The 25,818-nt window shown below is 67.3% G+C and carries 19 protein-coding genes; 10 read left to right on the forward strand and 9 right to left on the reverse strand.

Going from position 1 to position 25,818, the window contains the following annotated elements:
• Positions 1–15: 15 nt before the first annotated feature.
• Both SLQ31_RS24330 and SLQ31_RS24335 read right to left on the reverse strand, forming a co-directional pair.
• A complete protein-coding gene (locus SLQ31_RS24330) occupies positions 16–9,252 on the reverse strand; it encodes a polyketide synthase (RefSeq protein ID WP_319436701.1) in 9,237 nt (3,078 codons plus the stop codon).
• Between the two features lie 509 nt (positions 9,253–9,761).
• Positions 9,762–10,484, reverse strand: a complete 723-nt coding sequence (locus tag SLQ31_RS24335) for a glycoside hydrolase domain-containing protein (protein WP_319436702.1) — start codon at positions 10,482–10,484, stop codon at positions 9,762–9,764.
• 173 nt (positions 10,485–10,657) lie between these two features.
• Here SLQ31_RS24335 and SLQ31_RS24340 point away from each other — a divergent pair, with 173 nt between their 5' ends.
• From SLQ31_RS24340 to SLQ31_RS24385, 10 genes are all read left to right on the forward strand, one after another.
• The gene (locus SLQ31_RS24340) at positions 10,658–11,689 is read left to right on the forward strand and encodes an ABC transporter ATP-binding protein (RefSeq protein WP_319436703.1); all 1,032 of its coding nucleotides are present in this window, start codon (positions 10,658–10,660) and stop codon (positions 11,687–11,689) included.
• 15 nt (positions 11,690–11,704) lie between these two features.
• On the forward strand, positions 11,705–12,898 hold the full coding sequence (locus tag SLQ31_RS24345) for an ABC transporter substrate-binding protein (RefSeq protein ID WP_319436704.1): 1,194 nt from the start codon (positions 11,705–11,707) through the stop codon (positions 12,896–12,898).
• Complete coding sequence (locus SLQ31_RS24350; protein WP_319436705.1) at positions 12,877–13,728, forward strand: ABC transporter permease; 852 nt, start codon at positions 12,877–12,879, stop codon at positions 13,726–13,728. The genes SLQ31_RS24345 and SLQ31_RS24350 overlap by 22 nt, the downstream gene beginning before the upstream one ends.
• Positions 13,728–14,528, forward strand: a complete 801-nt coding sequence (locus SLQ31_RS24355; RefSeq protein ID WP_319436706.1) for an ABC transporter permease — start codon at positions 13,728–13,730, stop codon at positions 14,526–14,528. The genes SLQ31_RS24350 and SLQ31_RS24355 overlap by 1 nt, the downstream gene beginning before the upstream one ends.
• A 79-nt stretch (positions 14,529–14,607) precedes the next feature.
• Positions 14,608–15,900 carry an MFS transporter gene (locus SLQ31_RS24360; RefSeq protein WP_319436707.1) on the forward strand — a complete coding sequence of 431 codons (1,293 nt, stop codon included), beginning with the start codon at positions 14,608–14,610 and terminating at the stop codon, positions 15,898–15,900.
• A 156-nt stretch (positions 15,901–16,056) separates the two neighbouring features.
• Positions 16,057–17,439: an acyl-CoA dehydrogenase family protein gene (locus SLQ31_RS24365; RefSeq protein ID WP_319436708.1), complete on the forward strand. Its 1,383-nt coding sequence runs from the start codon at positions 16,057–16,059 to the stop codon at positions 17,437–17,439.
• A gap of 80 nt (positions 17,440–17,519) precedes the next feature.
• Positions 17,520–17,807 (forward strand): dsRBD fold-containing protein, encoded by a 288-nt coding sequence (locus SLQ31_RS24370; protein WP_319436709.1) that lies wholly within the window; start codon positions 17,520–17,522, stop codon positions 17,805–17,807.
• A gap of 15 nt (positions 17,808–17,822) precedes the next feature.
• Positions 17,823–18,629: a universal stress protein gene (locus tag SLQ31_RS24375; RefSeq protein WP_319436710.1), complete on the forward strand. Its 807-nt coding sequence runs from the start codon at positions 17,823–17,825 to the stop codon at positions 18,627–18,629.
• A 33-nt stretch (positions 18,630–18,662) separates the two neighbouring features.
• Positions 18,663–19,301 carry a hypoxia response regulator transcription factor DosR/DevR gene (gene dosR, locus SLQ31_RS24380; RefSeq protein WP_319436711.1) on the forward strand — a complete coding sequence of 213 codons (639 nt, stop codon included), beginning with the start codon at positions 18,663–18,665 and terminating at the stop codon, positions 19,299–19,301.
• Positions 19,302–19,347: 46 nt separating this feature from the next.
• The gene (locus SLQ31_RS24385) at positions 19,348–21,075 is read left to right on the forward strand and encodes a GAF domain-containing protein (RefSeq protein ID WP_319436712.1); all 1,728 of its coding nucleotides are present in this window, start codon (positions 19,348–19,350) and stop codon (positions 21,073–21,075) included.
• An 11-nt stretch (positions 21,076–21,086) separates the two neighbouring features.
• Here SLQ31_RS24385 and SLQ31_RS24390 read toward each other — a convergent pair whose 3' ends face one another.
• The 7 genes from SLQ31_RS24390 to SLQ31_RS24420 all read right to left on the reverse strand — a co-directional run bounded on the left by SLQ31_RS24390 (position 21,087) and on the right by SLQ31_RS24420 (position 25,806).
• A complete protein-coding gene (locus tag SLQ31_RS24390; RefSeq protein ID WP_319436713.1) occupies positions 21,087–21,878 on the reverse strand; it encodes a nitroreductase family protein in 792 nt (263 codons plus the stop codon).
• An 86-nt stretch (positions 21,879–21,964) separates the two neighbouring features.
• Positions 21,965–22,702, reverse strand: coding sequence for an SDR family oxidoreductase (locus SLQ31_RS24395; protein WP_319436714.1), 738 nt, complete (start codon positions 22,700–22,702; stop codon positions 21,965–21,967).
• Positions 22,703–22,704: 2 nt separating this feature from the next.
• On the reverse strand, positions 22,705–23,160 hold the full coding sequence (locus tag SLQ31_RS24400; RefSeq protein WP_319436715.1) for a nuclear transport factor 2 family protein: 456 nt from the start codon (positions 23,158–23,160) through the stop codon (positions 22,705–22,707).
• A 3-nt stretch (positions 23,161–23,163) separates the two neighbouring features.
• Positions 23,164–23,328: a bacterioferritin-associated ferredoxin gene (locus SLQ31_RS24405; RefSeq protein ID WP_319436716.1), complete on the reverse strand. Its 165-nt coding sequence runs from the start codon at positions 23,326–23,328 to the stop codon at positions 23,164–23,166.
• Positions 23,329–23,337: 9 nt separating this feature from the next.
• Entirely contained in the window at positions 23,338–23,934 is a 597-nt protein-coding gene (locus tag SLQ31_RS24410; RefSeq protein WP_319436946.1) for a fatty-acid--CoA ligase, read from the reverse strand.
• 56 nt (positions 23,935–23,990) lie between these two features.
• A complete protein-coding gene (locus tag SLQ31_RS24415; RefSeq protein WP_319436717.1) occupies positions 23,991–24,293 on the reverse strand; it encodes a hypothetical protein in 303 nt (100 codons plus the stop codon).
• Between the two features lie 16 nt (positions 24,294–24,309).
• Positions 24,310–25,806, reverse strand: a complete 1,497-nt coding sequence (locus SLQ31_RS24420; protein ID WP_319436718.1) for a fatty acid--CoA ligase family protein — start codon at positions 25,804–25,806, stop codon at positions 24,310–24,312.
• Positions 25,807–25,818: the final 12 nt, after the last annotated feature.

Raw genomic sequence — 25,818 nt, forward strand, 5'->3', positions numbered from 1 at the left:
CGGATGCGCACCTGCTCATCGCACGTAGGTATCGTCCTCGCCCAGCCGTGACGCCGGGTCGAGCAGCATCGCCGCTTCCTGACGCTTTTCGGGCGCGTCGTGGTCGAACCGGCGATCGGCTGGCTTCTCGTACATCGGCCGTCCACCGGCGATGGCCGAAGCCAGTCGCCGCTGACCGGCCAGCACTCGATCGTTGGCCCGCTTCGTGTAGTCCGCTCGCTCCTCGGCATTCAGCGAGGCCAGGAATGCCTGCGGGTGCACCAGCGCGACCAGACCCGACACGTGACCGAAGCCGAGGCTGGTGACCAGTCCCGCCTTGAGCGGGAACTTGTCGCCCAGGCGCAGGGTCTCCCGTGGCCACACGAAGTGCCCGGCAGTGGCCAGCTCGTCGTCGACGCAATCCAGGCTGCGGTTCGGCGGGATGACGCCGTCGCGCAGGATCTGGCACAGCCCCATCATCTGGAACACCGCCGCACCGCCCTTGGCGTGTCCGGTCAGGCTCTTCTGGCTGACGATGAACAACGGAGCACCGGCGGCGCGGCCCATCGAGTCGGCGAGCCGCTCGTGCAGCTCGGTCTCGTTGGGATCGTTGGCCAGTGTCGACGTGTCGTGCTTGGAGATCACCGCGATGTCGTCGGCGCCGACCCCCAGCTTGGCCAGCGAACGGGCCAGCTGCGAATTCTTGCCGCCGCGCCCCGCACCCAGCGCACCGAGGCCAGGAGCCGGGATCGAGGTGTGCACGCCGTCGCCGAAGCTCTGTGCGTAACCCACCACGGCCAGCACCGGCAGACCCATCTTCAGCGCCAGGTCACCGCGCGCCAGCAGGATGGTGCCACCACCCTGTGCCTCCAGGAAGCCAAGGCGGCGACGGTCATTGGCGCGGGAGAACTTCGAGTCGCTGATGCCCTTGGCCCGCATCGTCGCGGTTTCAGCGGTGGCCGCCATGTCACCGAAGCCGATGACGGCCTCCAGCGTCATGTCGTCGAAGCCGCCGGTGACCACCAGTTCGGCCTTGCCGAGGCGGATCTTGTCCATCCCCTCCTCGACCGACACCGCCGCGGTGGCGCACGCGCCGACCGGGTGGATCATCGAGCCGTAGCTGCCGACATAGGACTGGATGACGTGCGCGGCAACGACGTTCGGCAGGACCTCCTGCAGGATGTCGTTCGGCTTTGCCGTGCCCATCAGGTTGCCGTGGTACATCGTCTCCATCGACGTCATACCGCCCATACCGGTGCCCTGCGTGGAGGCCACCAGGCTCGGGTGCACCCAGCGCATCAGCTCGGTCGGGGTGAATCCGGAGGACAGGAACGCGTCGACCGTGGCGACGATGTTCCACAGCGCCACCCGGTCGATCGAGCTGGCCATGTCGGGACTGATGCCCCAGACCGTCGGGTCGAAACCGGTCGGGATCTGCGCCCCCACCGTCCGCGACAGCTTGGTACTGCGTGGGACGCGAATCTCGGTACCCGCCTTGCGGATCACCTCCCAGTCCGACGAGTCCGGAACGGGCCGGGCGACGGTGTGCTCGGGGTCGAACTCCACGAACGCGCGGGCGTCGGTCTCCGACGACACCACGAACCGGAAGTCCTTGTCCAGGAACACACTGACCAGCAGCGGCGCGGAGTGGTCCGGATCGAGGACCCCGTCGCCGACGAACTCCCGGATGCCGCATTTTTCCACGACGGCGTCGTGGTAGCGCTCCACCAGATCGGCCTCGTCGACCAGTTCGCCGGTGGCGCTGTCGTACCAGCCCGGCTTGGGATCGTCCTCCCAGACGATAAGCCCCGTGGTCCAGGCCAACTCGAGCACACCGGCCGCCGACAGCTCGTTGTCGACCTCCATCTCGAAGCGGGTACGCGACGAGCCGTATGGGCCAAGTTCGGCACCGCCGACGATGACCACCAGGTCCGCCGGGTCGACGTCGATGTCGGCCCACGCCGGCGGCGTGGAAGCGATGTAGCCGCGCGGCGGCGACGGCAGAGCCGCAATGGTGCCCGCCGGCTCAGCGGACGCATCCGCATCCGGCGATTCAGCCGTCATCTCCTCGCGGGCCTTGGCGGCCAGCTCGGCCATGTCGAGCTGGACATCACCGAGTCCACCGGTCAGGTCGACCTTCAGCGCGGTGTGTGCGGACGCGACCTTGGCCTCCACCGTGCACAGGTCGAGCAGCATCGCTGCCATCTCCTCTGTGCTGTAGGTGGTGACGCCGGCCTCCTCGACCGCACCGACGATGGCGTCGTTGTGGCCCATCAGTCCGGTGCCCTTGGTCCAGCCGATCAGCGCATGCGCGAAGCTGACCCGCTGTGCCCACGAGGTTTCCGCGTTCCAGCGGTTGACCACCGCGTCCAGCGCGGACTTGGACTCGCCGTAGGCGCCGTCACCGCCGAACATGCCGCGGTTGGGTGAGCCGGGCAGCACCACGTGCAGCCGCGAGGCGATGTCCCGCTCGGCACCGATGGACGACAGCCCACCGATCAGCCGCTCGACGGCCCACAGCAGGACCTTCATCTCCATCTCGGAGCGCGAACCCGCCTCCGACAGGTCACCGGACACGCGCGGCGCGGCGAACGGGAACAGCAGCGTCGGGGTCAGCGCGTCCTTGAGGTGAATTGATTGCGGCCCAAGGCTTTCGGTCTGCTCACTGCCCACCCACGACGCCAGCGCGTCGATGTCGGCGTAGGAGGCCATGTTCGCCGGGATCACCCACAGTGACGCACCGTAGCGGGCGTGGTCGCGGTAGAGCGCCTTGTAGAACGCCAGCCGATCGTCGTCCAGCTTCGAGGTCGTCACGACCACGGTGGCGCCGCCGTCCAGCAGGCCGGCCACCACCGATGCGGCGATCGAACCCTTGGAGGCACCGGTGACCACCGCGACCTCGTCGCTGTAGTGACCCTTGTTCGGATTCTCAGCACCCGCGGCGATCCGGCCGAACAGCGAGGCGTGGATGTTCCGGCCGGCGGCCAGGGCCCTGCCCTGCCACCAGTTTGCCTGGGTGGCAACAACATTGCCGGTACCCTCGAAACGCGCCCCGAGCTGCATCCAGTCGGCGTCGATATCACCTTCGTCGGCCAACCACAGCTTGACCAGATCCTCACGCGCACTGGCCCAGCGGTCGTCGAGTAGCACCGCCTTCTTCGCGTCGAACGCCGGAGCCACCAGCCGCGGCCAGTCCGAGCCCAGTTCACCGGTCACCAGGTCGATGAGTTCGGCGTCGGTGGCCGACGGCGCAGCCGACACCGGGTTGTCCAGACCCAGCTGTCCCAGCACCAGGCGGGCCGCCGAGGCCAGCACGCCGTCACGGCCGGTGACCTGCTCGGCGAATTCGGTCAGCGCGGCCGAGTCGACCACGCCACCGGCGGGACCGCCTGCCGAGGGCAGCGACACCGCAATGCCCCTGCGGGCAGCCACCGAGGTGACCGCGGCGTCGATGGCCCTGTCCACGGCGCCCGCATCGGCCAGCGCGCCCTCGTGCAGGACCCCCAGCACACCGCCACGCACGCTGGCGCCCTCACGGGTGCCCAATGCCAGTTCGGCGGTGACGTGCTTGACCCACCCGTCGCCGAGCTCCCAGGTCTTCTTGACGCGCTCGGCGATCACGGCCGGACGCTTGCCGGACGGGCCGAGCACCGTGCGCAGTTGATCGTTGATCGCATCGGAGAGCACCGGGCCGAATGGCTTGTAGGTGCGCGCCAGCTTGGAGACCTGTCCCTTGAGCGACGCCAGGTCCGCCTCGGCGGCACCGTCGATGGCACCCAGGTTCAGCTCCGAACCGAGATCGACCAGCAGCTGGTTACGCCGCGAGGACGCACCGTCGGTGATCGACTCAATCGAATCCAGCAGCTCGATCTGGTCGATGCGCATCTTGGCGCTCAACGCGATCAGCGCCAAAGTCGCGTCGCCCGCGTCGAATCCGATGTCATCCGGTCGTGGCCCGCCAGAAGGAGCGGCCGCCGGTGCTGCTGCCGGCGCGGCCTCGACCGCGGCGGCCTCGGCCGGCGCTTCGGCGACGGGAGCTTCATCGATGTCCGGCTCGGGGTCGGTGTCATTCGCGAACAGCACGGCGGCGTCACGCTCGGAGTTGAGCACTTCCACTGTGCTGTGGGCATATTCGGGCAGCTTCAGGGTGTTGCTGGCCAGACCGGCGACCGTCGGCGCGGACTTCACACCGATCTCGACGAAGCGCTCGACACCCAGACCGCCCGCGGCTTCCTCGATGAACAGCAGGTCCTGCGTCTCGATCCAGCGCACCGGGCTGGCGAACTGCCAGGCCAACAACTCGATGACGACCTTGCGGCACAACGCGTGTGGCTTCTCGTTACGCCAGGTGTCGTAGTCGGCGAGGATCTCGTCGAGCGGCTCGGCGGGCACCAGATCGCGGATCTCCTGGATGAAGTCGCGGTCCAGGGTGAATGGCCGCGGCACCAGGTTCGGGATGTAGCGCCCGACGATGAGGGCCGGGTCCGCGTCCTCCGGCATGACGCGGTGCAGCGCCCGGCGGAAGTCCTCGACGCCGACGCGCAGCACGTCGGAGTGGAACGGCACGTCGATACCGGGGACGAGGATGAACGACCGCTTGCCGCCGCTGATCTCGCGGCGCCGCTCGACCTCTTCCTCCAGCGCCTCCAGGCCGCGCACCGTGCCGGCGATCGCATACTGCGAGCCGCGCAGGTTGAAGTTCACGATCTGCAGGAATTCGCCTGTACGCTCGGCGATTTCGGCAACGAACTCCGTGACGTCAGCGTCCGGCAGGTCGATCTGCGACGGGCGGATCGCCGCCAGCCGGTAGTTGGACCGGCCCATCTCGTCGCGCGGCACGATGTCGTGCATCTTGCTGCCGCGGTGGAACACCACCTCCAGCAGGGCCTCCAGCTTGTAGACGCCCGAGACGCACGCCAGCGCGGTGTATTCACCCACCGAGTGGCCGCAGGCGATCGCGCCCTCGACGAAGGCGCCCTGCTCCCGCATCTCGGCGACCTGAGCGGCCGCGACGGTAGCCATGGCGACCTGGGTGAACTGCGTCAGGTAGAGCACACCCTCGGGATGCTGATAGTGCACACCGGAGGCGATCAGGCTGGTCGGGTTGTCCCGCACCACATGCAGCACCGAGAAGCCCAGGGTGTCGCGGGTGAACTTGTCCGCGGTGTCCCACACCTTGCGGGCGGCCTTGGAGCGCGCGCGCACCTCCATGCCCATTCCCTTGTGCTGGATGCCCTGACCCGGGAAGGCGTACACCGTCTTCGGTGCCGCCAGTCGCGCGGTGGCGCTCATGACGAGGTCGGTTCCGACCTTGGCCGTGACCTCCAAAACCTCAGCACCCAAGTCGATTCCGACCCGGTCGACGCGGAAGTCGATGTCGTCACCCGGCTTGACCATGCCCATGAAGCGAGCGGTCCAGCCGATCAGCTTGGCAGGCGGAACCGGCTTGCCGTCGGTGGCGGTGACCACGTGCTGGGCGGCGGCCGACAGCCACATGCCGTGCACGATCGGCGAATCCAGACCGGCCAGCAGCGCGGCCGCCTGGTCGGTGTGGATCGGGTTGTGGTCACCGGAGACCACGGCGAACGGGCGCATGTCGACCGGGGCGCCGATGACGACGTCGCGGCGACGGCGGCGCGGGGTATCGGTGGCGTTCAACGACACCGCTCCCCCGGCCCGAACCGGGTCGGTGAGCTCCTTGGCACCGGTGCGGCCACGGATCGCGAAGCGCTCCTCGAGGACCGCAAGGATCATCCCCTTGGCGTCGGTGACGTTGACCGTCACGGGCACGACGCGGCCAACCTCGGTATCGGTGGCGACCGAAGCCGTTGCGGTGACGATCAATTGGGTCGGTTCCGTGGGCAGCGGCTTGAGCAGCCGTGCCGCGTGGTCCAGGTGCACCAGGCTCAGCAGGCCCTCGACGACCGGGAAACCGGAGTCGGTGGCGGCCGCGCCGATCGCGGCGAATACCGCAGGCCAGCACCGACCGACGAGCGCGTCGGGCACGATCGACAGCGTCGGCGCCAACGGCGAACCGAATGTCGCCGTCACGCCGGTGTGGTCGGCCACCCGCTCGGGATCCCACGCGAAGGTCACCGTGGTGGAGCCGTTGACCACCGGCGGCAACGCGTCGGGGCCGTCGACCCCGGCGGCGATCGCCAGCACGGCGCGCATCGCGGCAGCGGCGTCTTCGGTACGCACCACGGGGGTGCCACCGTCGATCACCGTGGCCGGCAGCGTGTAGGCGATGTCAATCCAGGTGCCCGACAGCGGGACGCTCAGGACGACGCGGTCAGCGGCCACCACTTCGAGCCGCGCTCCGGTGGAATGGTTTGTCGCGGTACGACTGTCGTGTACCAGCCAGTCGGTCGGCGCAGCGATGCGGTGCACCGGGTTGGTCGCGGTGCGACCGGCCCACAGCACGTCGGGCGAATCCAGCACGATGGCCAGCGGACCGGCCACGTCGGTGCGGACCCGCAGCCGTGCGGCAGCCGGCTCCGGCGCAGCTCCCGAGGCCAACACCTCGTCGACCGCGGCTTGCTCGAAGCGGTCGAGCAGCTCGCCCACCGGCTCGTCGACCCGGTCGATGCCGACGACGGCCTGGGTGCCAGGAATGACGCAAACCTCGTCGGCGGTGTAGCGGGCATCGTGGGCCTGCCACAGCGAGTCGCTGCGCCACCAGCGCCGCACGTCCTTGTCGATGACCGGGACGAAGTTGACCGGCTTGCCGAGCGTTTTGCACAGCTGCACGAAGAACGGCACGTCGGCCGGATGCAGGAGCACCGACGCGGCGTCGGGATAACGGGACAGCAGAGTCGCCAGAGCCTCGTCCGGATTCTCCAGCAGCCATTCGCCGTCGGCCGAGGACGCGTCGAACAGGGTCTCGATCTGGCCGGTGTCTTTCGTGTTGAGCCGCGCCTCGGCGCGCTGCAGCATCTCGGCGAAGCGGTCCCGCCACGTGGTGTCGAGCCACGGCGAGTCAGCGGTCTTGGTGTCGGCCGTGGAGTCACCATCGCCGATCGCGAGCTCGACATAGCGCTGCAGCCACTGCAGGTAGCTCATGTCTGTGACGTCGCCGAAGTACGGCTTGGCGGTGACCGCCATCGCCGCGATGATCTCCTCGCGACGATCCGCGACCGCCTCGGCGTCACCGGCAACATCGTCGAGCAGCCGGCCACAGCGAGAGGCGGAGTTGTCGATCTCGTGGATGTCGGCACCGAGCTGGCTGCGCCCGGAAGCCATGCCGTTCACGGCATTTCCGGCTCCGACCCAGGTGTCGGTGCCCGCGGTATCAACCAGCAACTGCTTGACCGCCGGTGAGGTGGTGGCCTCAAGGCACGCCATCGCGGCGGTGCCGACCAGGATGCCGTCGACCGGCATCAGCGGGTAGCTATAGGCCGCCGACCACCGGCCGGACAGGTACTCCGCCGAGCGCTCCGGCGTGCCGATGCCACCGCCGACGCAGACGGTGATGTTGGAGCGGCCACGCAGTTCCGAGTAGGTCGTCAGCAGCAGATCGTCGAGGTCTTCCCAGGAGTGGTGGCCACCGGCGCGGCCGCCCTCGATGTGGACGATGACCGGCTTGGTGGGTACCTCGGCGGCGATCCGGATGACCGAACGGATCTGCTCGACGGTGCCCGGCTTGAACACGACATGGGCGATGCCGACGGTGTTCAGCTCGTCGATCAGCTCGACGGCCTCTTCCAGATCGGGAATGCCGGCGCTGACCACGACGCCGTCGATCGGCGCGCCGGACTGACGCGCCTTCTGCACCAGCCGCTTACCGCCCAGCTGCAGCTTCCACAGATAGGGGTCAAGGAACAGCGAGTTGAACTGGATCGTGCGGCCCGGCTCCAGCAGGGTGGCGAGCTCGGCGATGCGCTTGTCGAAAATCGGCTCGGTGACCTGACCGCCACCGGCCAGCTCGGCCCAGTGTCCGGCGTTGGCCGCCGCGGCGACGATCTTGGCGTCGACGGTCGTCGGCGTCATCCCGGCCAGCAGGATCGGCGAGCGGCCGGTGAGCCGGGTGAACTTCGTCGACAGCTTCACCGAGCCGTCGGGCAGACGGATCACCGAGGGCGCGTAGCTCGACCACGGCTTGGCCACCTCGGGCACCGCACCGACAGTGAACAGATTGCGCTGTCCGCCGCGGGTGGCGGCGGGCACGATGCCGATGCCCAGCCCGCGAATGACCGGCGCGGTGAGCCGGGTCAGGATGTCGCCGGGACCGAGGTCGAGAATCCACCGAGCGCCGGCCTCACTGAGCGCGGTGACCTCTTCGACCCAGTCCACCTGTCCGACCAGGATCGCGTCGCTCAGGTTGCGGGCGAGCTCGACGTCGAGGCCGACCGCGGCGGCCCAACGGCAGACGATATCGATGCCGTCGGCCAGCCGCGGCGTGTGGAAACCCACCTCGACCTGGACCGGATCGAACATCGGCTTGAACACCGCGCCACCGCGGACCTTGTTCTTCCGGTCGGCCGCTTCGGCCTCGGCGATCTGCTCGCAGTACAGCTCGAATCGGGACAGCTGTTCGGGGGTGCCGGTGATGACGACCGAGCGCCGGCCGTTGCGGATCGACAGCACCGGAGGCAGCACGGTGCGGACGTCCTGAGCAAACTCCTCGAGCAGCTCGAAGATGCGCTCGGGATCTGCGTTGGTCACCGAGACCATCGGCGGACGGTCGCCGAGCACCGAGATCCCGCGACGGCGGGCCACCAGGGTGCCTGCGGCGCCGATCAGCTGGGCCAAGGCCAGCAGCTGGACATCCTTGGCGCCGGCGGCACGCAGTGCCTCCACCGCCAGCACGCCCTGTGAGTGCCCTGCCAGCGCCACCGGCGGAGCACCGGCCAGATCCAAGCCCTGGCGGCCCAGCGCGCGGATGGCGGCGATCTGGGTCAGCAGGACGCCGGGAACCGACACCGCCGCCGAGATCAGCTGCTTGGCCGAGGGCACGGGTTCGTCGGCGGCCAGCGCGCGCACCCAGCGCAGCGGCTCGAAGCCGATCGGACGGACCACGATCAATTCGTCGGCGACGGGCTCGAGCAGCAGCTCAGCCTCGCCGGCCAGTGTTGCGAGCTCAGATTCGATGCCGGCCGAGGTGACCAGCTCTTCGAGGGTCTCCAGCCAGGCGCTTCCCTGCCCGCCGAAGGCCACGGCATAGGGCTCGCCGGCATTCAGCCGGTCGACGAGCGCGTGGGTGCTGGCCTGCTTGGCTCCGCTGCGCCGTGATCCGTCGCCCGTGGACAGCCTGTCGTGCTCGTGGATCGTCACCTTGTGTGTCTCCCTGTCCTGCTCGTCTTCGCGTCTTCGCGCATTCGCTTCGTATGTGTTGGAGGGTCAGACCTGCGCTGCCATGCGGAGGTGTCGGCGATTCCCCGTCGAATCACGGCGTCCGCGCGGTCCCCGTGTCTAGGGGTCTGCGAACATTCCGGCTGCACTAAGAGTGGCATAAGAACCAGCACCATTTTCCGTCCGATATTGGTTACTGGCGAGTTCTACGCACGGGTAACAGCACAACGGGTAACACGGCGCCGAACGGCCACCTAGACCATCCGGGACAAACGTCCTGCATGTAGGTGGTTACGGTTGAGTAGGCGCAATAGTGCAGATCAAAGCACGATTGTTATCGAATCGTTACTTATGATTTTCCTGTCGACCGACGCGCCCGGCGCCGTCCGGCCAAGCACTTGCTCGGTTTTTCAGTCCACAATTGTTCACCAAAATGGCGTCAAGAAGTTTGCTGGCAAATCCTTACCGGTGGGTAAGTTTTGTGCTTTTCGTCAGTCCCACTGCCCGAATTGGGGCTGCATGATGTTGTTCAGGTCCACCCCGATGCCGGCGACCTTGCGCTTGTCGATCTCGACCTGGTGCAGGTGCGCGGCGGGATGCGTGTAGCCCTTCGGCGAGCCCCAGTTGTGCTGCCAGAACCAGGATCCGATGCCGTCCTGCAGCGCCCAGTCGATGGTTTTGGAGTTTCCGTACACGCCAACCCGCTGGTGCCCGATCACGGATTCCCAGGCGCGCAGGTACGGCGCGACCTGGGTTTTGTACTGGTCAAGGCTGGGATCATCGTCGATGGACACATAGATCGGGGCTGCCACCGGGCCACCCGCGGCTGTGTGCAGCGCCCAGCCGCGCTTGGCGTGCATCAGCCCGGCCTCCTGCCCGCCGAGCCAGTCCGCGGAGTCCTGTTTACCGAACTGATAGTTGGACACAATTTTCATGCCGGCCTGATAAAGATCGCGGGCCTCGGTCAGCTGAATCGGCTTGCCCAGCATCCAGTCCCCGCCCGGGCGTCGATCAGAGACGTACCGGATGGCACCGAGCGCGCCGGAGGCCCTGAGGTCGCTGGCGCTGATCACGCCGGCCGCGTAGTCCAGCAGCACGCCGAGTGGAGCGGCGTTGGCGGTGGCGGGAGCGAGGGTCGACGCCAAAGTCCCCAGACCCAGCGCGGCCGGGGTTGCGGCGGCCAATTTCAGCACGTCGCGGCGCGACACGGACACGCGCCTCAGAATACGACAACTACCTCAGCAATCTCATCAACGCCACTGGTCACATCCGCATCAGCTTTCGACGATTGACGTTGGGATCGCGAATCCGGTGGTGCATGGGTCCTGCGACCGGCGAAGTCCATCATGGGCCTGCGGTTCGACAACGCAATCCGTAGGATCCACCCATGCCGCCCGGTCCCCCTCGGTCACCGCAGATCGAGTTGCGCGGGGTGCGGAAGGTGTTCGGCGACGTGACCGCCGTCGAGAGCGCCGACCTGAGCGTCGCCGACGGCGAACTGTTCGCGATCCTCGGCCCATCCGGGTCGGGCAAGACCACGGTGTTGCGGATGATCGCCGGCTTCGAGCAACCGACCGCGGGCACCATCCATCTCGGCGGCGCAGACGTCACCGCGCTGCCGCCGGCCAAGCGGGACACCAACACCGTCTTCCAGGACTACGCCCTGTTCCCGCACATGACGGTGGCCCAGAACGTCGAATACGGACTCAAGGTCAAAGGAGTGGCGCGCGCCGAGCGCAGGGAGCGCACCGCTGCCGCACTGGACATGGTGCGGCTGTCCGGGCACGCCGCCCGCAAGCCCGCACAGTTGTCGGGGGGCCAGCAGCAGCGCGTCGCCCTGGCCCGGGCCTTGGTGGGCCGGCCCAAGGTGCTGCTGCTCGACGAGCCGCTCGGCGCACTGGATCTCAAGCTGCGTGAGCAGATGCAGGTGGAGCTCAAGGCAATTCAGCGTGAAGTCGGGATTACCTTCGTGATCGTGACGCACGATCAGGACGAGGCGCTGACCCTCAGTGACCGGCTCGCGGTGTTCAACAACGGCCGCATCGAGCAGATCGGTGCCGCCCGTGAGGTCTACGAGAACCCCGCCAACCGGTTCGTCGCGGATTTCGTCGGAACGTCCAACGTGATCGATGGCGCGACGGCCGAAGCGCTCATCGGGCAGGCCGGAACCTTTGCGATCCGGCCCGAGCGGATCCTGCCGCTGACGCCCGACGCGCCCGTGCCAACCGGAATGCGCAGTGTCACAGCCGAAGTCGCCGAGGTGGTCTACGCGGGCCCGATCACCCGAGTGGCGGCGGACGTATCCGGGGTTCGGTTGACCGCGACGCTGCTTTCGGCCGAGGCGTCCACCGACATCGCCCATGGCGCAACCGTCGTACTGGCGTGGCCACCCAATGCCGTTCGGTCCCTGTCCGCATAACAGAAGGAGCTCGCCATGAGAACCACCACCCGTCGCCTCGGCGTTGCGCTGGTCGCGTGCGCCGCGCTGGTCGCTGCTTGTTCGAGCTCCAACACCTCCGGCGGCGGCAGCTCCACGGCGCCACCCAAAATGGAGCCGTTGTCGGCTCTCGGCAAGGGCGAAGGCCAGCTCAATCTGATCGCGTGGCCGGGGTATGCCGAGGACGGCTCCAACGACCCGAAGGTCGACTGGGTGCACCCGTTCGAGCAGAAGACCGGCTGCAAGGTCAACGTCAAGGTGGGCAACACCTCTGACGAGATGCTGCAGCTGATGCGCACCGGCCAGTACGACGGCGTCTCGGCCTCGGGCGACGCCACGCTGCGGCTCATCTACGCCGGTGACGTCGCGCCGGTCAACACCAAGCTGGTGGGAAACTACGAGACCATCTCGGCGTTCCTCAAGGACAAGCCGTGGAACGCGGTGAACGGCCAGATGTACGGCATCCCGCACGGCTGGGGTGCCAACCTGCTGATGTACAACACCGACGTGGTCAAGGGCGCCCCCGACAGCTGGGGCGCGGTCTTCCCGGGGGCTCCGGAGTACAAGGGCAAGGTCACCGCCTATGACTCCCCCATCTACATCGCTGACGCCGCGCTGTACCTGTCGAAGACGAAACCCGAACTGGGAATCAAGAATCCGTACTCGCTGACCGAAGATCAACTCAACGCCGCGGTCGATCTGCTCAAGGCCCAGCACGGCAACATCGGCGAGTACTGGGCCGATTACACCAAGGCGGTGCAGGCCTTCGAGTCCGGCACCTCGGTGATCGGCACCACCTGGCAGGTGATCGCCAACATGCTGACCACCGACGCCAAGGTCAAGATCGCCACCGTGCTGCCCAAGGAGGGCGCAACCGGATGGTCGGACACCTGGATGGTGTCGTCAAAGGCCAAGAACCCCAACTGCATGTACCAGTGGATGGATTGGATCACCTCGCCGGAGATCAACGCCCAAGTCGCCGAGTATTTCGGTGAGGCCCCGGCGCAGACCAAGGCCTGCGACTTCACCAGCGACAAGACGTTCTGCGACACCTATCACGCCACCGATGCCGCCTACGCCGAGAAGATCAGCTATTGGACGACACCGCAGAAGCAGTGCGTGGACGGCAGCGGTGACAACTGCACGGCCTACAGCGAGTGGGTCGACAAATGGCAGCAGATCAAGGGCTGACCCAGGGGGTGAGCCGGCGGATCCGCCTCGCTTTTCTCCTCATTCCGCCACTGGCCTGGCTGGTGGTGGCCTATCTGGGATCGCTTGGCGTACTGCTGCTTTCGGCATTCTGGAGCACCGATACCTTCACCGGTGCGGTGGTGCGGTCCTACACCAGTGACAACATCGTGCGGGTTCTCACTGACGCGGTGTTCCGCACGGCCACCCTGCGCACGATCGGAATTGCGTTGAGCGTCACCGCGATCTGTATCGTGCTCGCCGTTCCGCTGGGGCTCTACATGGCCAAGGTCGCCTCGCCCCGGGTGCGGCTGGCACTGGTGGTCGCGGTGACGACGCCGCTGTGGGCCAGCTATCTGGTCAAGGCCTACGCGTGGCGGATGCTGCTCTCGCCGGAGGGCCCGTTGCACTGGGCGGCCGGTTACACACCGGGCTACGGCCTGATCGCCACCGTGCTCACCCTGGCCTACCTGTGGCTGCCCTACATGGTGATCCCGGTGTTCGCCGCCTTCGAACGGGTGCCCGACCCGCTGATCGACGCCAGCGCCGACCTGGGTGCCTCGGATCTCACGACGCTGCGAACCATTGTGGCGCCGTTGGTGTTTCCCGGCATCGCGGCCGGTTCGATCTTCACGTTCTCGCTGTCGATGGGTGACTACATCGCGGTGACGATCGTCGGCGGCAAGACCCAGATGTTGGGCAACATCATCTACGGACAGCTGGTGACCGCCAACAACCAGCCGCTGGCGGCCGCGCTGTCATTGATTCCGTTGGCCGCGATCGTGCTTTACCTGTTGGCGATGCGGCGCACCGGGGCATTGGAGAACGTCTGATGCTGTCGAACGGGATGCGTCGCCTGGTCCGAATATGGACGTTGTTCGTGCTCGTCTTCCTATACGCACCGCTTCTTCTCGTCGTCGTCAACGCGTTCAACGCGTCCAAGACGTTCGCGTTTCCGCCCACCGGGTTCACCCTCCAGTGGTGGGCCGCCGCCTGGAACAGCGAAGGCATGTGGCACTCACTGGGCAACTCGGTGGTCGTCGGGGCGTGCGCGACGGCACTGGCACTGGTGCTGGGCACCATGGCGGCGTTCGCCGTGCAGCGCTACCAATTCTTCGGGCGGCAGACCATCAGCTTTCTGGTGGTGTTGCCGATTACGCTGCCTGGGATCGTGACCGGTATCGCGCTGAACGCGACGTTCACCTCGGCGCTCGGCATCACGTTGGGGCTGGCGACGGTCATCGTGGGGCACGCGACGTTCTGCATCGTGATCGTGTTCAACAACACCCAGGCCCGGTTGCGCCGGCTGGGCACCGGACTGGACGACGCATCGGCCGATCTCGGTGCGTCGGGCTGGCAGACCTTCCGGTACGTGACCTTCCCGCTGATGCGGGGGGCGCTGCTGGCCGGCGCGATCCTGGCGTTCGCGTTGAGCTTCGACGAGATCGTCGTCACAACGTTCACCGCGGGCCCGACGGTGCAGACGCTGCCGATCTGGATATTCGGCAACCTGTTCCGGCCCAATCAGGCCCCGGTGATCAACGTCGTCGCCGCGGCATTGACCCTGATCGCCGTGATCCCGGTGTGGCTGGCGCAGCGCTTCGGCGGCGATCCGGCATCGACCCGGGTCTGAAGGAGGAAACGACTCGGGAATCAATTTGCGCCGCCGGGAGATGATTGGTTCAGGCGTCTCGATGAAAGGGTGATGGTCAGTGCGGGCCTGGATTGTGTGGTCGACGGGAGTGTTGGCCTACATCGTGGCCGTCCTTGACCGGACCACGCTCGGCGTCTCCGGGCTGGATGCGGCCAACCGGTTCTCGGCCAGCCCCGGCGTACTGTCGACCTTCGTCGTGCTGCAGGTCGTCGTGTACGCGGCCGCGCAGATCCCGGCCGGCTTGCTGCTCGATCGCTTCGGATCCAAGGTGATGATCCTGGCCGGCGGCACCCTGATGGTGGCTGGACAGCTCGCACTCGCGTTCACCGTCTCATTGCCTACGGCGATCGCGGCGCGCGCGGTGGTGGGCCTAGGGGACGCGTTCACGTTCATCTCGGTGCTGAGGCTGGTACCGCACTGGTTCAAACCGCGCCAGATTCCGTTGGTGACCCAATTGACCGGTATCTCAGGGCAACTCGGCCAGGTGCTCTCGGCGGTGCCGTTCCTGGCGCTGCTGATCGGTTCGGGGTGGACGAGGGCGTATGCGGCCGTGGCGGCTTTCGGCGTCCTGTCGCTGGTCCTGACCCTGCTGCTGGTGAAGAACACGCCACCCGGCGTCGCGGTTCACGACCCGGCGATCAGCGTGCGCGAGACGCTGGCCAGCGTGAAAACAATCTGGATGCGCCCGGGCACCCGGTTGGGATTTTTCACGCACATGGGCACCCAGTTCTCGGTCACTGTGTTCGCGTTGATGTGGGGTGTCCCGTATCTGACGGTGGCGCAAAATCTTTCGCGTGGCGACGCGGGAACGCTGCTGACCATCTCGGTGGCCGCCGCGATCGTCTTCGGTGTGGTGATCGGCATGGTCACCGGCCGTCACCCGCACCGGCGCTCCTGGGTGGTGCTGGGCATCGTGATCAGCAACGCCCTGGTGTGGACGGTCGTGCTCGCACTGCCACACGCCGCGCCGTACTGGCTTCTGGTCGTGCTGATCGTGGTGATCTCGTTCGGCGGCCCGGGATCCATGGTCGGTTTTGACTTCGCCCGGACCTTCAACCCGCGGTCGACGCTGGGCACTGCGCAGGGCGCGGTGAACATGGGCGGCTTCCTCGCCTCGCTGCTGGTCATGCTGGCGATGGGCATGATCATCGGCGCGACGGGCGGCTATTCGTTCGACTCGTTCCGGCTGGCGTGGTGCGTGCAGTACGTGGTGTGGGCGCTGGCCATCGCCGGCATTTTGATCACCCGCAGGAAGGCGCTCCGCACGATCGGCGACATCGAGGAGAGCCGCTACCTGCTGGAGTTCTTCAGCGACGCCGATATAGCACCGGCATCTCGCCGGGGCCGGTAACACTCGGCGGCGGCCGGTCGATATCCCAGTCAGCCCCGAGCTGCCGTGCAAAACCCGACTCCACGGCAGCCCGGGCTCCAACTTTCTCGGCTCTTTCAGCCCGACGTTTGATCATTCGGTACCCGAGGTATCACCCCAGGCATCGAAGGGATGCACATGGGCCTGGACCTCACGCCGACAACGGCACAGCACGACCTTGCTCGCCGCACACACGAGTTCGCCGAACACTGCATCCGTCCGGTTGCCGGCGAGTACGACAAGCGCCAGGAATTTCCATGGCCGGTGCTGGAGGAAGCGGCTGCTCGTGGTTTTTATAGCCCGCTGTTCTACCGGGACCTGATCGGTGACCCGACCGGACTGTCGTTGCCGATGTTCATGGAGGAACTGTTCTGGGGTTGCGCCGGAATCGGTTTGGCGGTGGTGATGCCCGCTCTGGCTCTCTCGGCGATCGGCCAGGCCGCCACCCCGGAGCAGATGCTGACGTGGGCACCCGAATGTTTCGGCACGCCCGGCGATCTGAAGTTGGCCGCGCTGGCGATCTCCGAACCGGAGGGCGGCAGCGATGTGCGCAATCTGCGCACGCGGGCCCGCCGCGATGGTGACGACTGGATCATCGACGGGCACAAGATGTGGATCGGCAACGGCGGAATCGCGAACGTCCACGTCGTCAACGCCGTCGTCGACGAGGAGCTGGGCCACAAGGGGCAGGCGCTGTTCGTGGTGCCCGGCGGCACACCAGGTTTGGAACTGGTCCGCAAGCTGGACAAGCTCGGATGCCGAGCCTCGCACACCGCAGAGCTGAAATTCGAGGGTGTGCGGATCCCGGCCGAGAACCTGCTGGGTGGTCAGGACCGGCTCGAGCACAAACTCGCCAAAGCCCGCGAAGCCATGGCCGGCGGTCGGCGTACCGGCTCGGCGACGCTGGGCACGTTCGAACAGACCCGGCCGATGGTCGCGGCCCAGGCGCTCGGAATCGCCCGCGCCGCACTGGAATACATGACGGCCTACGCGAATCGACGGGAAGCGTTCGGCGCCCCGATCATCGACAACCAGGGCATCGCATTTCCCCTGGCCGACATGGCGACCGGTATCGACGCCGCCCGGCTGCTCACCTGGCGTGCATCGTGGATGGCCGCCAACAGCGTGCCGTTCGAACGCGGCGAGGGCTCGATGGCCAAGCTGGCCGCCAGTGAGATCGCGGTGAAAACCACCGAACAGGCCATCCAGACTCTGGGCGGCTGGGGATACATCAGCGATCATCCCGTCGAGAAGTGGTACCGGGACGCCAAGCTGTACACGATCTTCGAAGGCACCAGCGAGATCCAGCGCATGGTGATCTCGTCGGCGCTGGGCGCCGCCGACGGCGGTCCGCCGATGCACGTCGATCTGGAGCCGTCCGGCGGCCCGCTCAACCGTTGGTTCGGCCGGGGCACCCCGGCCCGTGGCCGGGTCGCCAGTGCCGCGCTGGCCATGCGCGACCGCGTGCCCGAACCCGCGATGCGGTTGATGATGAAAGCCATTGCCCCGCCGCGGCGGTAAGCCGCACCAGATAAGGGTCTTCAGTCCCTACCGACGCCAAGGTCCGAGTGGTCGGATCGAAGTATCGCAAGGGGGACGATATGAACCACAACGACACCAAACATTCGGCAGTGCAGATCGCCGTCGACGAGGACGCCGACCGCACCCGCGCCACCGCCCAGTTGGCTTGGCGGAACACGACCCTGGTCGGGATCGGGACAGCTCTGATGGCTGCGGGCGACGCCCACACTGTCGAGCTTCGCGACGAGCTGGCCGTCGCCAGAGCACTGTCCAACCTCGCCAACCAGCTGTTCGCAACGTCGATGTCGGAGATCGAATCCGATGACGTTCGGCGGCCCGCGTTCATCGCACTCGCCGGCCGGCGCTGACCAAGCCCTGCCACCATGCCCGAACCGTTCACACCGCCATCGGTAACCGTCGGCGTCGACGGGTCAAGGGGTGCCGTGCGGGCCGCGTTATGGGCCATCGATGAAGCCGTCAGCCGCGATATCCCGCTGCGGCTGGTGTACGCGATCGAACCGTCGAGCTCAGATGCCGACCCCCAGGATGAGGTCCGCCGGCTGGCCAGCGCCGAACTAGCGGTGCGTTATGCGGCCAACGCGGTCGAGGCCACCGAGCGGCCGGTCAAGGTTGAGGTCGAAATCCTGCCGGGCCAGCCGATCGCCACGCTGGTGGATGCGTCACGCGCGGCGGCCATGATCTGTGTCGGCGAGGTCGGGCTCAAGCACTTTGATCACGACCGCATCGGTACGACGGCCACCACACTGGTCACCACCGCGCACTGTCCGGTCGCGATCGTGCGCGGCTCGGAGCGTGCCGCCGGGCCGGGCCCGGGGTGGGTCGTCGTCGAACTCGACGAGTCCCCGGACAGCGCGGCGGTGCTGCAGTTCGGGGTTGCCGAAGCGCGATTGCGGAAAGCGCCGTTGCGGGTGCTGGGTTCGTGGCGCGCCCAACTCGATCGCCGGCTGTCGCACTGGACGCATCAGTACCCCGATCTCGATGCGCGCCCGGTCGCCGTCCACGGCAGTGTGCTGAACTATCTCGCCAAGCACGGCGAGGAGATCCAGCTGGTCGTGGTGGGTGCACGCAACGCGGAGGGCGTCGAGGAACTGTTCGGCCCGACGGGGTCGGCGGCCTTGCACAACACCGATTGCTCCGTTTTGGTTGTGGATCGTCAGCGCTTGTTGTGACCGCTGGCGGCTGATGCCCGATATCGTTGGGCCATGGTCAAGGTCTTTCTGGTCGACGACCACGAAGTCGTTCGCCGCGGACTGATCGATTTGCTGTCCACCGATCCCGAACTCGAGGTCATCGGTGAGGCCGGATCGGTTGCGCACGCGCTGGCGCAGATCCCGGCGCTGCAGCCCGATGTCGCGGTGCTCGACGTCCGCCTACCCGACGGCAATGGCATCGAATTGTGTCGTGACCTGCTCTCCAAGATGCCCGACCTGCGCTGTCTGATGCTGACGTCATTCACCTCCGATGAGGCGATGCTGGACGCCATCCTGGCCGGCGCCAGCGGGTACGTCGTCAAGGACATCAAGGGAATGGAGCTGGCCCAGGCGATCAAGGACGTCGGCGCGGGCCGTTCGCTCCTGGACAATCGGGCGGCCGCAGCGTTGATGGCGAAGCTGCGCGGCGCCGCCGAGCGCTCCGATCCGCTGTCGGGTCTCACCGAACAAGAGCGGGTGCTGCTGGGCTTACTCGGCGAGGGACTGACGAACAAGCAAATCGCTGCGCGGATGTTCCTGGCCGAGAAGACGGTAAAAAACTACGTTTCGCGATTGCTGGCAAAGCTTGGTATGGAGCGGCGGACGCAAGCCGCGGTGTTCATCTCCAAGCTCGACCAGAACCCCCGCTGAAGAAGACTGAAGCGCCGCTGCCGATCTGGTGGCAACATGGTGTGTTGTGACCGATGACAAAGTCCGGTCGGGGGGGAATCCTAAAGCGGCGTCGCCATTGCGCGACACGCTGTCACAGCTGCGCCTGCGTGAGCTGCTGGTGGAGGTTCAGGACCGGGTCGAGCAGATCGTCAAAGGCCGGGATCGCCTCGACGGGCTCGTCGAGGCGATGTTGGTGGTCACCTCAGGTCTTGAGCTGGACGTCACGCTGAAGACCATCGTTGATACCGCTATCGACCTGGTGGACGCCCGCTACGGCGCGCTGGGCGTGCGCGGCGACGACAACGAGCTGGCCGAGTTCATCTACGAGGGCATCGATGCGGAAACACGCGAGCAGATCGGGCCGCTGCCCTCGGGCCGAGGTGTACTGGGCCATCTGATCGACGAACCCAAGCCGATCCGGCTGGACAACATCCTGCAGCACCCCGCCTCGGTCGGCTTCCCGCCGAATCACCCGCCGATGCGGACCTTCCTGGGCGTTCCGGTGCGCATCCGCGACGAGGTGTACGGCAACCTCTACCTCACCGAGAAGGCCGACGGACAGCCGTTCAGTGAGGACGACGAGGTTCTGGTCGAAGCGCTGGCCGCTGCGGCGGGCATTGCCATCGACAACGCCCGGCTCTACGAGCAGTCGCGCACCCGGCAGTCGTGGATCGAGGCGACCCGAGACATCGGCACCGAGCTGTTGGGCGGTGCAGATCCCGCCCAGGTGTTCCGGCTCATCGCCGACGAGGCACTGAAGCTCACGGCCGCCGATGCGGTGCTCGTCGCGGTGCCCACCGATATCGAACTTCCCACCGATCAGGTCAGCGAACTGCTCGTGGTCGAGACGTCCGGGGTGATCGGCCACGCGCAGTCGATGGAGCCGATCACGGTGGCGGACAGCGTCATCGGCGAAGCCTTCGTCACTCAGACGCCGCGGCGGTTCGACAACATCGGTGCCGAACTGGCGGCCATGCCGGGGGCGGGGCCGGCGATGGTGCTGCCCCTGCGCACCACCGAGACCGTCGCCGGTGTGGTGGTGATTCTGCGCCGCCGCGGCAGGCAGGGCTACAGCGACGAAAAGCTTGACATGATGGCGGGTTTCGCCGATCAGGCCACCCTGGCCTGGCAGCTGGCCACGACCCAGCGGCATCTGCGGGAGCTCGACGTGCTCTCCGATCGTGATCGCATCGCCCGCGACCTGCACGACCACGTGATCCAGCGGTTGTTCGCGATCGGGCTGACGCTGCAGGGCACGATCCCCCGCGCCAAGGTGCCCGAAGTGCAGGAGCGCCTGGTCGCCACGGTCGATGAGTTGCAGGGGGTCATTCAGGAGATCCGGACCGCGATCTTCGACCTGCATGGTGGGTCGGGGGGTACCGCCCGACTGCGCCAGCGCCTTGATGATGCGGTCGGCGCGTTCACCGGTTCGGAGGTGCGCATCACCGTCCAGTACGTCGGGCCGCTGTCGGTGATCGAGGCTCCGCTGTCCGATCACGCTGAGGCAGTGGTCCGCGAGGGCGTCAGCAATGCCGTGCGCCACGCGAATGCGGAAACGCTGACCGTGACCGTGCGGGTCGAGGACGAGCTGGCGATCGAGGTGGTCGACGACGGCTGCGGCATGCCCGCCAATGTCAATGCCAGCGGGTTGATCAACCTGCGCCGCCGCGCATACGAGGTCGGCGGCGACTTCACCGTGAGCGACGCACCAGACGGCGGCACCGTCCTGCGGTGGACGGCACCGCTGCCCTGATCCGCGGTGAGCTACCCGACCATCTCGGACAGCGGGCGGCGGGGGGTCGCGGGTAGCGGGTCGGCGCCCACCGCGGCCCAGCCCACCCTCAGCATCATCTGGGGATAGCCGCTGGTGCCAAAGACGTCGGCGCGTACCGCCTCGCGGGTTTCGGCGATCTCGAGCGGCTCGGTCACCGGGCACGTCGCCAACCCCATCGCCGTGGCCGACAGCAGCACCAAACTCGTTGCCTCCCCGGCACGTAGCCGGGCCATGTCGTCGTCGGTCTCGGTGCCCAGCGCGATCAGGCCTGCGTTGTCATCAACCGACTGAGCGAAGATCGCGGTCAGGTGCGGCAACAGATCGATCTGACGCAGCATCACGCCGGCGCGGGCCGCGCGCGCACCCATCAGTGCGATGTCGCCACCGGGCACCGGCCACGCGCTGTAGTTGCGCCGATCCGTGCGACGCCGGGTGATCGCGGCGGCCAGCGTGATGTCGAGGTCCCCGGCTCGCTGCCGGTGTACCTCGATCGACGCCAGGTGATCGCGGTCAGCGGGGTTGGGGAAGCGGCGGATCTGGGCCTGCCAGCCCAGCGCGGCAAGCGCGACCGCGCAGTGATGCAGGGCCGCACCGCAACTCGCCAACAGGTCGCGGCGGTCAGGGTCGGTCTTGGGCAGCTGGCGGCTGGGGTCGGCGTAGAGATGCAGGCCGTCCGGCCCGACCCGCCACCGCCAGGGCTGCGAGTTGTGCACCGAGGGGGCCCGTGCGGCCAGGGTCAGGACGGTCCGAACCGTGTCAGCGTCGGGGAACTGCGAACTCATGGCACCACTGTCGCCTGCACCGCGACAATCTGACAGAGACGTAAGTCCCAAGGTCTCGGGACTTGTGCGGCCGTAGCGCGGGCCGCTCAGGGGTGCCTGCTGGTCACTCCCCCGTCGACGACCAGGTGCGAACCGGTGATGAACGACGCCTTCGGGGACATCAGGAACGCCACGGCCGCGGCGACCTCCTCGGGATTGCCCAGCCGACCCATCGGCGCGGCGGCCTCGAAACCCTGGCGCACCTCATCGATGTCCAGCGCGATCTGCAGCATCGGGGTGCGGATGAACCCGGGGCACACGGCGTTGACCCGGATACCCTCCGGACCCAGTTGCGCCGCCATCGAGCGGGTCAGTCCCAGCAGGCCGGCCTTCGAGGCGCAGTAGGCGGGGATGAAGGGGTTGGCGGTCAGTCCCTCGATGCTCGAGATGCCGACGATGGCCGGTCCGGCTCCGGCGCGCGCGGCCTCCTGCAGGTGCGGCAGGATCAGCTGCGCCAGGATCGCCTGGGCCTTCAGGTTGACGTCGAGGACGGCGTCCCAGGACTCCGCGGTGTAGGCCCCCACCGGCTCTGGGAGGACCCGTCCGGCGGCATGCACCAGGCCATCGATCCCGTCCAGCTCCGCGGCGGCGGCGTCGACGGCCGCGCTCATGGCGGCGCCGTCGCACACGTCGACCACCGCGTGGGGCATGCCGAGACCCTCGGCGACGTCGGCTACCGCAGGCGCGATGTCCCAGAGAACGACGCGGCGTCCGTCGGCGACCAACGCTTCGGCCGAGGCCCGGCCGATTCCCGATGCTGCTCCGGTCACGATGACGCCGCTCATGGTTACTCCGCCTTCTCTTGCAACTCCGCCCGTCGCTGCGCACTCGGCGGGTTGTCGAACCAGAGGTTCTCCTCGCGCAGCCGCTTGCTGCGCCATCCGTTTTCGGTGCGGACCATAACGTGGTGGTAGTAGCCACCGCATGCGCTTGTCTCAGTCGCGCCCGGCAGCCGCATCGGGTTGTAGAACATGGCCCGCACGGTCGCGGTGTCACCGTCGATATCGGCCTCGATGTTGCTGACGAAGTGCTGAGTCATCGGCATCAGCGTCAGCGAGCGCTCCAGCCAGCCACAGATCTCCTCACGGCCACCGCTCGGACCGCCGACGGAGCTGTAATCGAGCTCGGCGTCGTCAGTGAACAATGACCGCAACAGGTCCCAGTCCTTGGTGTCGACAGCGCGGGCGTAGCGGTTGAGCACCGAGGCGATGTCGAGTTCGTCGCCGATCCGCTGTATGTCCATTTCTCACTTCCTGGCCGCATCGATGATGGCCCGCACCGTGCGCCGGCAGCGGCCGCATTCCGCGCCGGCGCCGCAGACGCTGGCAACCTGCTTGGTGGTGGTCGCTCCGGCCTCGACGGCGTCGGCCACCACTTGGCTCGTCACGCCGTTGCACAGACAGACGAACATCGCAGGGACTCAGGCGTTCTCGTCCACGTGCATGATGTGCTGCAGCCGCCCGACGAAGACCGGTGGGTAGGCGCCGACTCCGGTGCGGCGGCCCATCCATCCCGCTGCGACATCGGGGTGATCCACCCAGGCCATCGCGTCGGCCTCGTCGTCGAGTTCCTGCAGGATCATCAGCTCGTGCTCGTCGTCGAACGCCTGGAAGATCCGGACTGCTCGGACACCTGCTGCGGCGAATCGGGGCAGCCCGGCGCGGACGCCCTCGATCAAGGACGGGACATCCTCGATCGCCGCGATCGCACCGACGATCACCCCCGGCGGGGTCCCTTCGGGCAGCTCGGCCAGGGTGACCTTGTCGATCGTCTCTCCCGCGAAGATGGCAGGGATGTCCTCGAGACCGACCGCATCGAACCAGTTCAGGAAGACCCGCGAGCGCAGCACCTCGAGGATGGGCTCCTTGCTGCGCAGCGAGATCGTCACCATGACGCGGCCCGGATCCCGCGTGGAGGTGTAGACGAGGACGTAGTGAGCGCCGAGGTCGATGAGCGCGGGCTTGCTGCGCTGCAGCACGGGCCACACCCGGCTCGGGTCGGGAATGCGGTAATCCATGGCGAGGACGAGCGTGTGGGTCTGGCCCTCCGCCGTGCCGTCCACGCCGATGCCGTCTAGTCGCTGGCCGGCAGTGGTTTAGCCGTCTTCTGCTCGAGCGCCGTGGCGCCCACGCTCAGGCTGCCCGCGCCGGCCTTGGTGACCAGGAGTTCGGCGCCGCTTGCGTCGACGTAGCGCTTGCCCATCACGGTGCCGCCGGAGAAACCGGGATCCAGTTGGGCCCCTTCGGCTTTCTCGGCGTCCAGCGGGATCATCGCGACACCACCGGCGCGCAGGTCGTCGAGGCTGTCCGACGAGCGCACGACGATCACCTGGGTGTCACAGACCTGGCTCTGCAGGCGTGTGCCGGTCTTGATCATGGTTGTCCTCCTGGGATCACTGGGTTGGCGTCGGCGACTTGAGCTCGTCGGCCAGTTGGCGGCGCAGCACCTTGCCGGTCGGCGTGGTGGGCAGTTCGTGGCGGAACACCACCCGGTCGGGCGTGCGCGAGCCGCGCAACTGGGTGCGCACGTGGGCGCGCAGTTCCTCCGGGTCGGGGGTGATGTGTGCGACGGGCACGACGACGGCGACCATGATCTGGCCCCATTGGTCGTCCTCGACGCCGACGACGGCGACGTCGCGCACGTGGGGGTGTTCGACGAGCACGTCCTCGACCTCGGCCGGGGCGATGTTCTCCCCGCCGCGGATGATCGTGTCGTCGGAACGTCCACCGATGAACAGGTATCCGTCGGCATCCAGGTAGGCAACGTCCTTGGTCGGGAACCAGCCTTCGGCGTCGAGCACCGAGCCGATGTCGGTATAGCGGCCCGACACCTGATCGCCGCGGACGAACAGCTCGCCGACCTCCTCGGGCCCCAGGACCGTGCCGTCGTCGGCGCGGATCTGAATCTCGATGCCGGGCACGGGCTGGCCGACCGAGCCGAGTCGTCTGCGGGCGGACTCGTCGGCCGCCCCGTGCGCCAGCCGGTGGTCGTCCGGGGTGAGAACCGCGATGGTGGAACTGGTTTCGGTCAGGCCGTAGGCGTTGACGAAACCCACCTCGGGCAACAATCCGAGCGCCTTGCGCACCAGGGGCAGGGCGACTTTCGAGCCGCCGTAGGCCAGTGTCCGCAACGCGGGCAGCGGGGTGGGGTTGGTCTCGAGTTCGGTGACGATGCGATCGAGCATGGTGGGCACCACGGTCGCGCTGGTGACCGCCTCGGCGGCGGCCAGTCGGATCCACGTCTGCGCATCGAACTTGCGCAGGTACACCATCTTTCGCCCGGCATACAGGTTCGACAGTGCCGCACTGACACCGGCGATGTGGTAGGGCGGCACGCAGATCAGCGCGGCGTCCCCCGGCTCAGCGGAGGCGAACTCGACGGTGCTGGTGATATAGCTGGTGAGGTTGTTGTGGGTCAGCTCAACAGCTTTGGGCCGCGATGTGGTGCCCGAGGTGAACAGCACGACCGCCACATCGTCGGGGTCGGGGAATTCGGCGGCCGGCTCGGCCGTTGCGGCAGCGGCCAGGAATTCCTGCGATTCCAGGCGCGTCGCGCCCAAACCCGCTACCACATCAGCGTATTCGGCATCGAAGACGATGAGCGGGTCGGGCAGCCGCTCGATCAGCTCAGCCAGCGCCTCACCGGAGAGCCGGTAATTGAGCGGCGTGAAGGCCCGAGCGGCGCGGGCGGAGGCGAAGATCAGCAACGGCAGCATGGCACCGCCCAGACCCACGTACACGACACTGCCGGCACCGGAGGCGGCGATGACCCCTGACCCGCCATCGGCCAGGGTGTTGAGCTCGCCCACTGTCAGCCGCTGGTCCTCGGTCACCACTCCGACCCGGTCGGAGTCGGAGGCCGCCATCTCCAACAACAGTGCCACGCTCATTGATTGACCTCT

The organism is Mycobacterium sp. RTGN5, from assembly GCF_033804465.1.
Lineage (GTDB): Bacteria > Actinomycetota > Actinomycetes > Mycobacteriales > Mycobacteriaceae > Mycobacterium.

Excerpts from the sequence above, each read along its gene's own strand:
- SLQ31_RS24340 (WP_319436703.1), top strand. The coding sequence starts at position 10,658 with ATGCCGCCCGGTCCCCCTCGGTCACCGCAGATCGAGTTGCGCGGGGTG.
- SLQ31_RS24345 (WP_319436704.1), top strand. The coding sequence starts at position 11,705 with ATGAGAACCACCACCCGTCGCCTCGGCGTTGCGCTGGTCGCGTGCGCC.
- SLQ31_RS24350 (WP_319436705.1), top strand. The coding sequence starts at position 12,877 with ATGGCAGCAGATCAAGGGCTGACCCAGGGGGTGAGCCGGCGGATCCGC.
- SLQ31_RS24355 (WP_319436706.1), top strand. The coding sequence starts at position 13,728 with ATGCTGTCGAACGGGATGCGTCGCCTGGTCCGAATATGGACGTTGTTC.
- SLQ31_RS24365 (WP_319436708.1), top strand. The coding sequence starts at position 16,057 with ATGGGCCTGGACCTCACGCCGACAACGGCACAGCACGACCTTGCTCGC.
- SLQ31_RS24370 (WP_319436709.1), top strand. The coding sequence starts at position 17,520 with ATGAACCACAACGACACCAAACATTCGGCAGTGCAGATCGCCGTCGAC.
- SLQ31_RS24375 (WP_319436710.1), top strand. The coding sequence starts at position 17,823 with ATGCCCGAACCGTTCACACCGCCATCGGTAACCGTCGGCGTCGACGGG.
- dosR (WP_319436711.1), top strand. The coding sequence starts at position 18,663 with ATGGTCAAGGTCTTTCTGGTCGACGACCACGAAGTCGTTCGCCGCGGA.
- SLQ31_RS24390 (WP_319436713.1), bottom strand. The coding sequence starts at position 21,878 with ATGAGTTCGCAGTTCCCCGACGCTGACACGGTTCGGACCGTCCTGACC.
- SLQ31_RS24395 (WP_319436714.1), bottom strand. The coding sequence starts at position 22,702 with ATGAGCGGCGTCATCGTGACCGGAGCAGCATCGGGAATCGGCCGGGCC.
- SLQ31_RS24400 (WP_319436715.1), bottom strand. The coding sequence starts at position 23,160 with ATGGACATACAGCGGATCGGCGACGAACTCGACATCGCCTCGGTGCTC.
- SLQ31_RS24405 (WP_319436716.1), bottom strand. The coding sequence starts at position 23,328 with ATGTTCGTCTGTCTGTGCAACGGCGTGACGAGCCAAGTGGTGGCCGAC.
- SLQ31_RS24410 (WP_319436946.1), bottom strand. The coding sequence starts at position 23,934 with ATGGATTACCGCATTCCCGACCCGAGCCGGGTGTGGCCCGTGCTGCAG.
- SLQ31_RS24415 (WP_319436717.1), bottom strand. The coding sequence starts at position 24,293 with ATGATCAAGACCGGCACACGCCTGCAGAGCCAGGTCTGTGACACCCAG.
- SLQ31_RS24420 (WP_319436718.1), bottom strand. The coding sequence starts at position 25,806 with ATGAGCGTGGCACTGTTGTTGGAGATGGCGGCCTCCGACTCCGACCGG.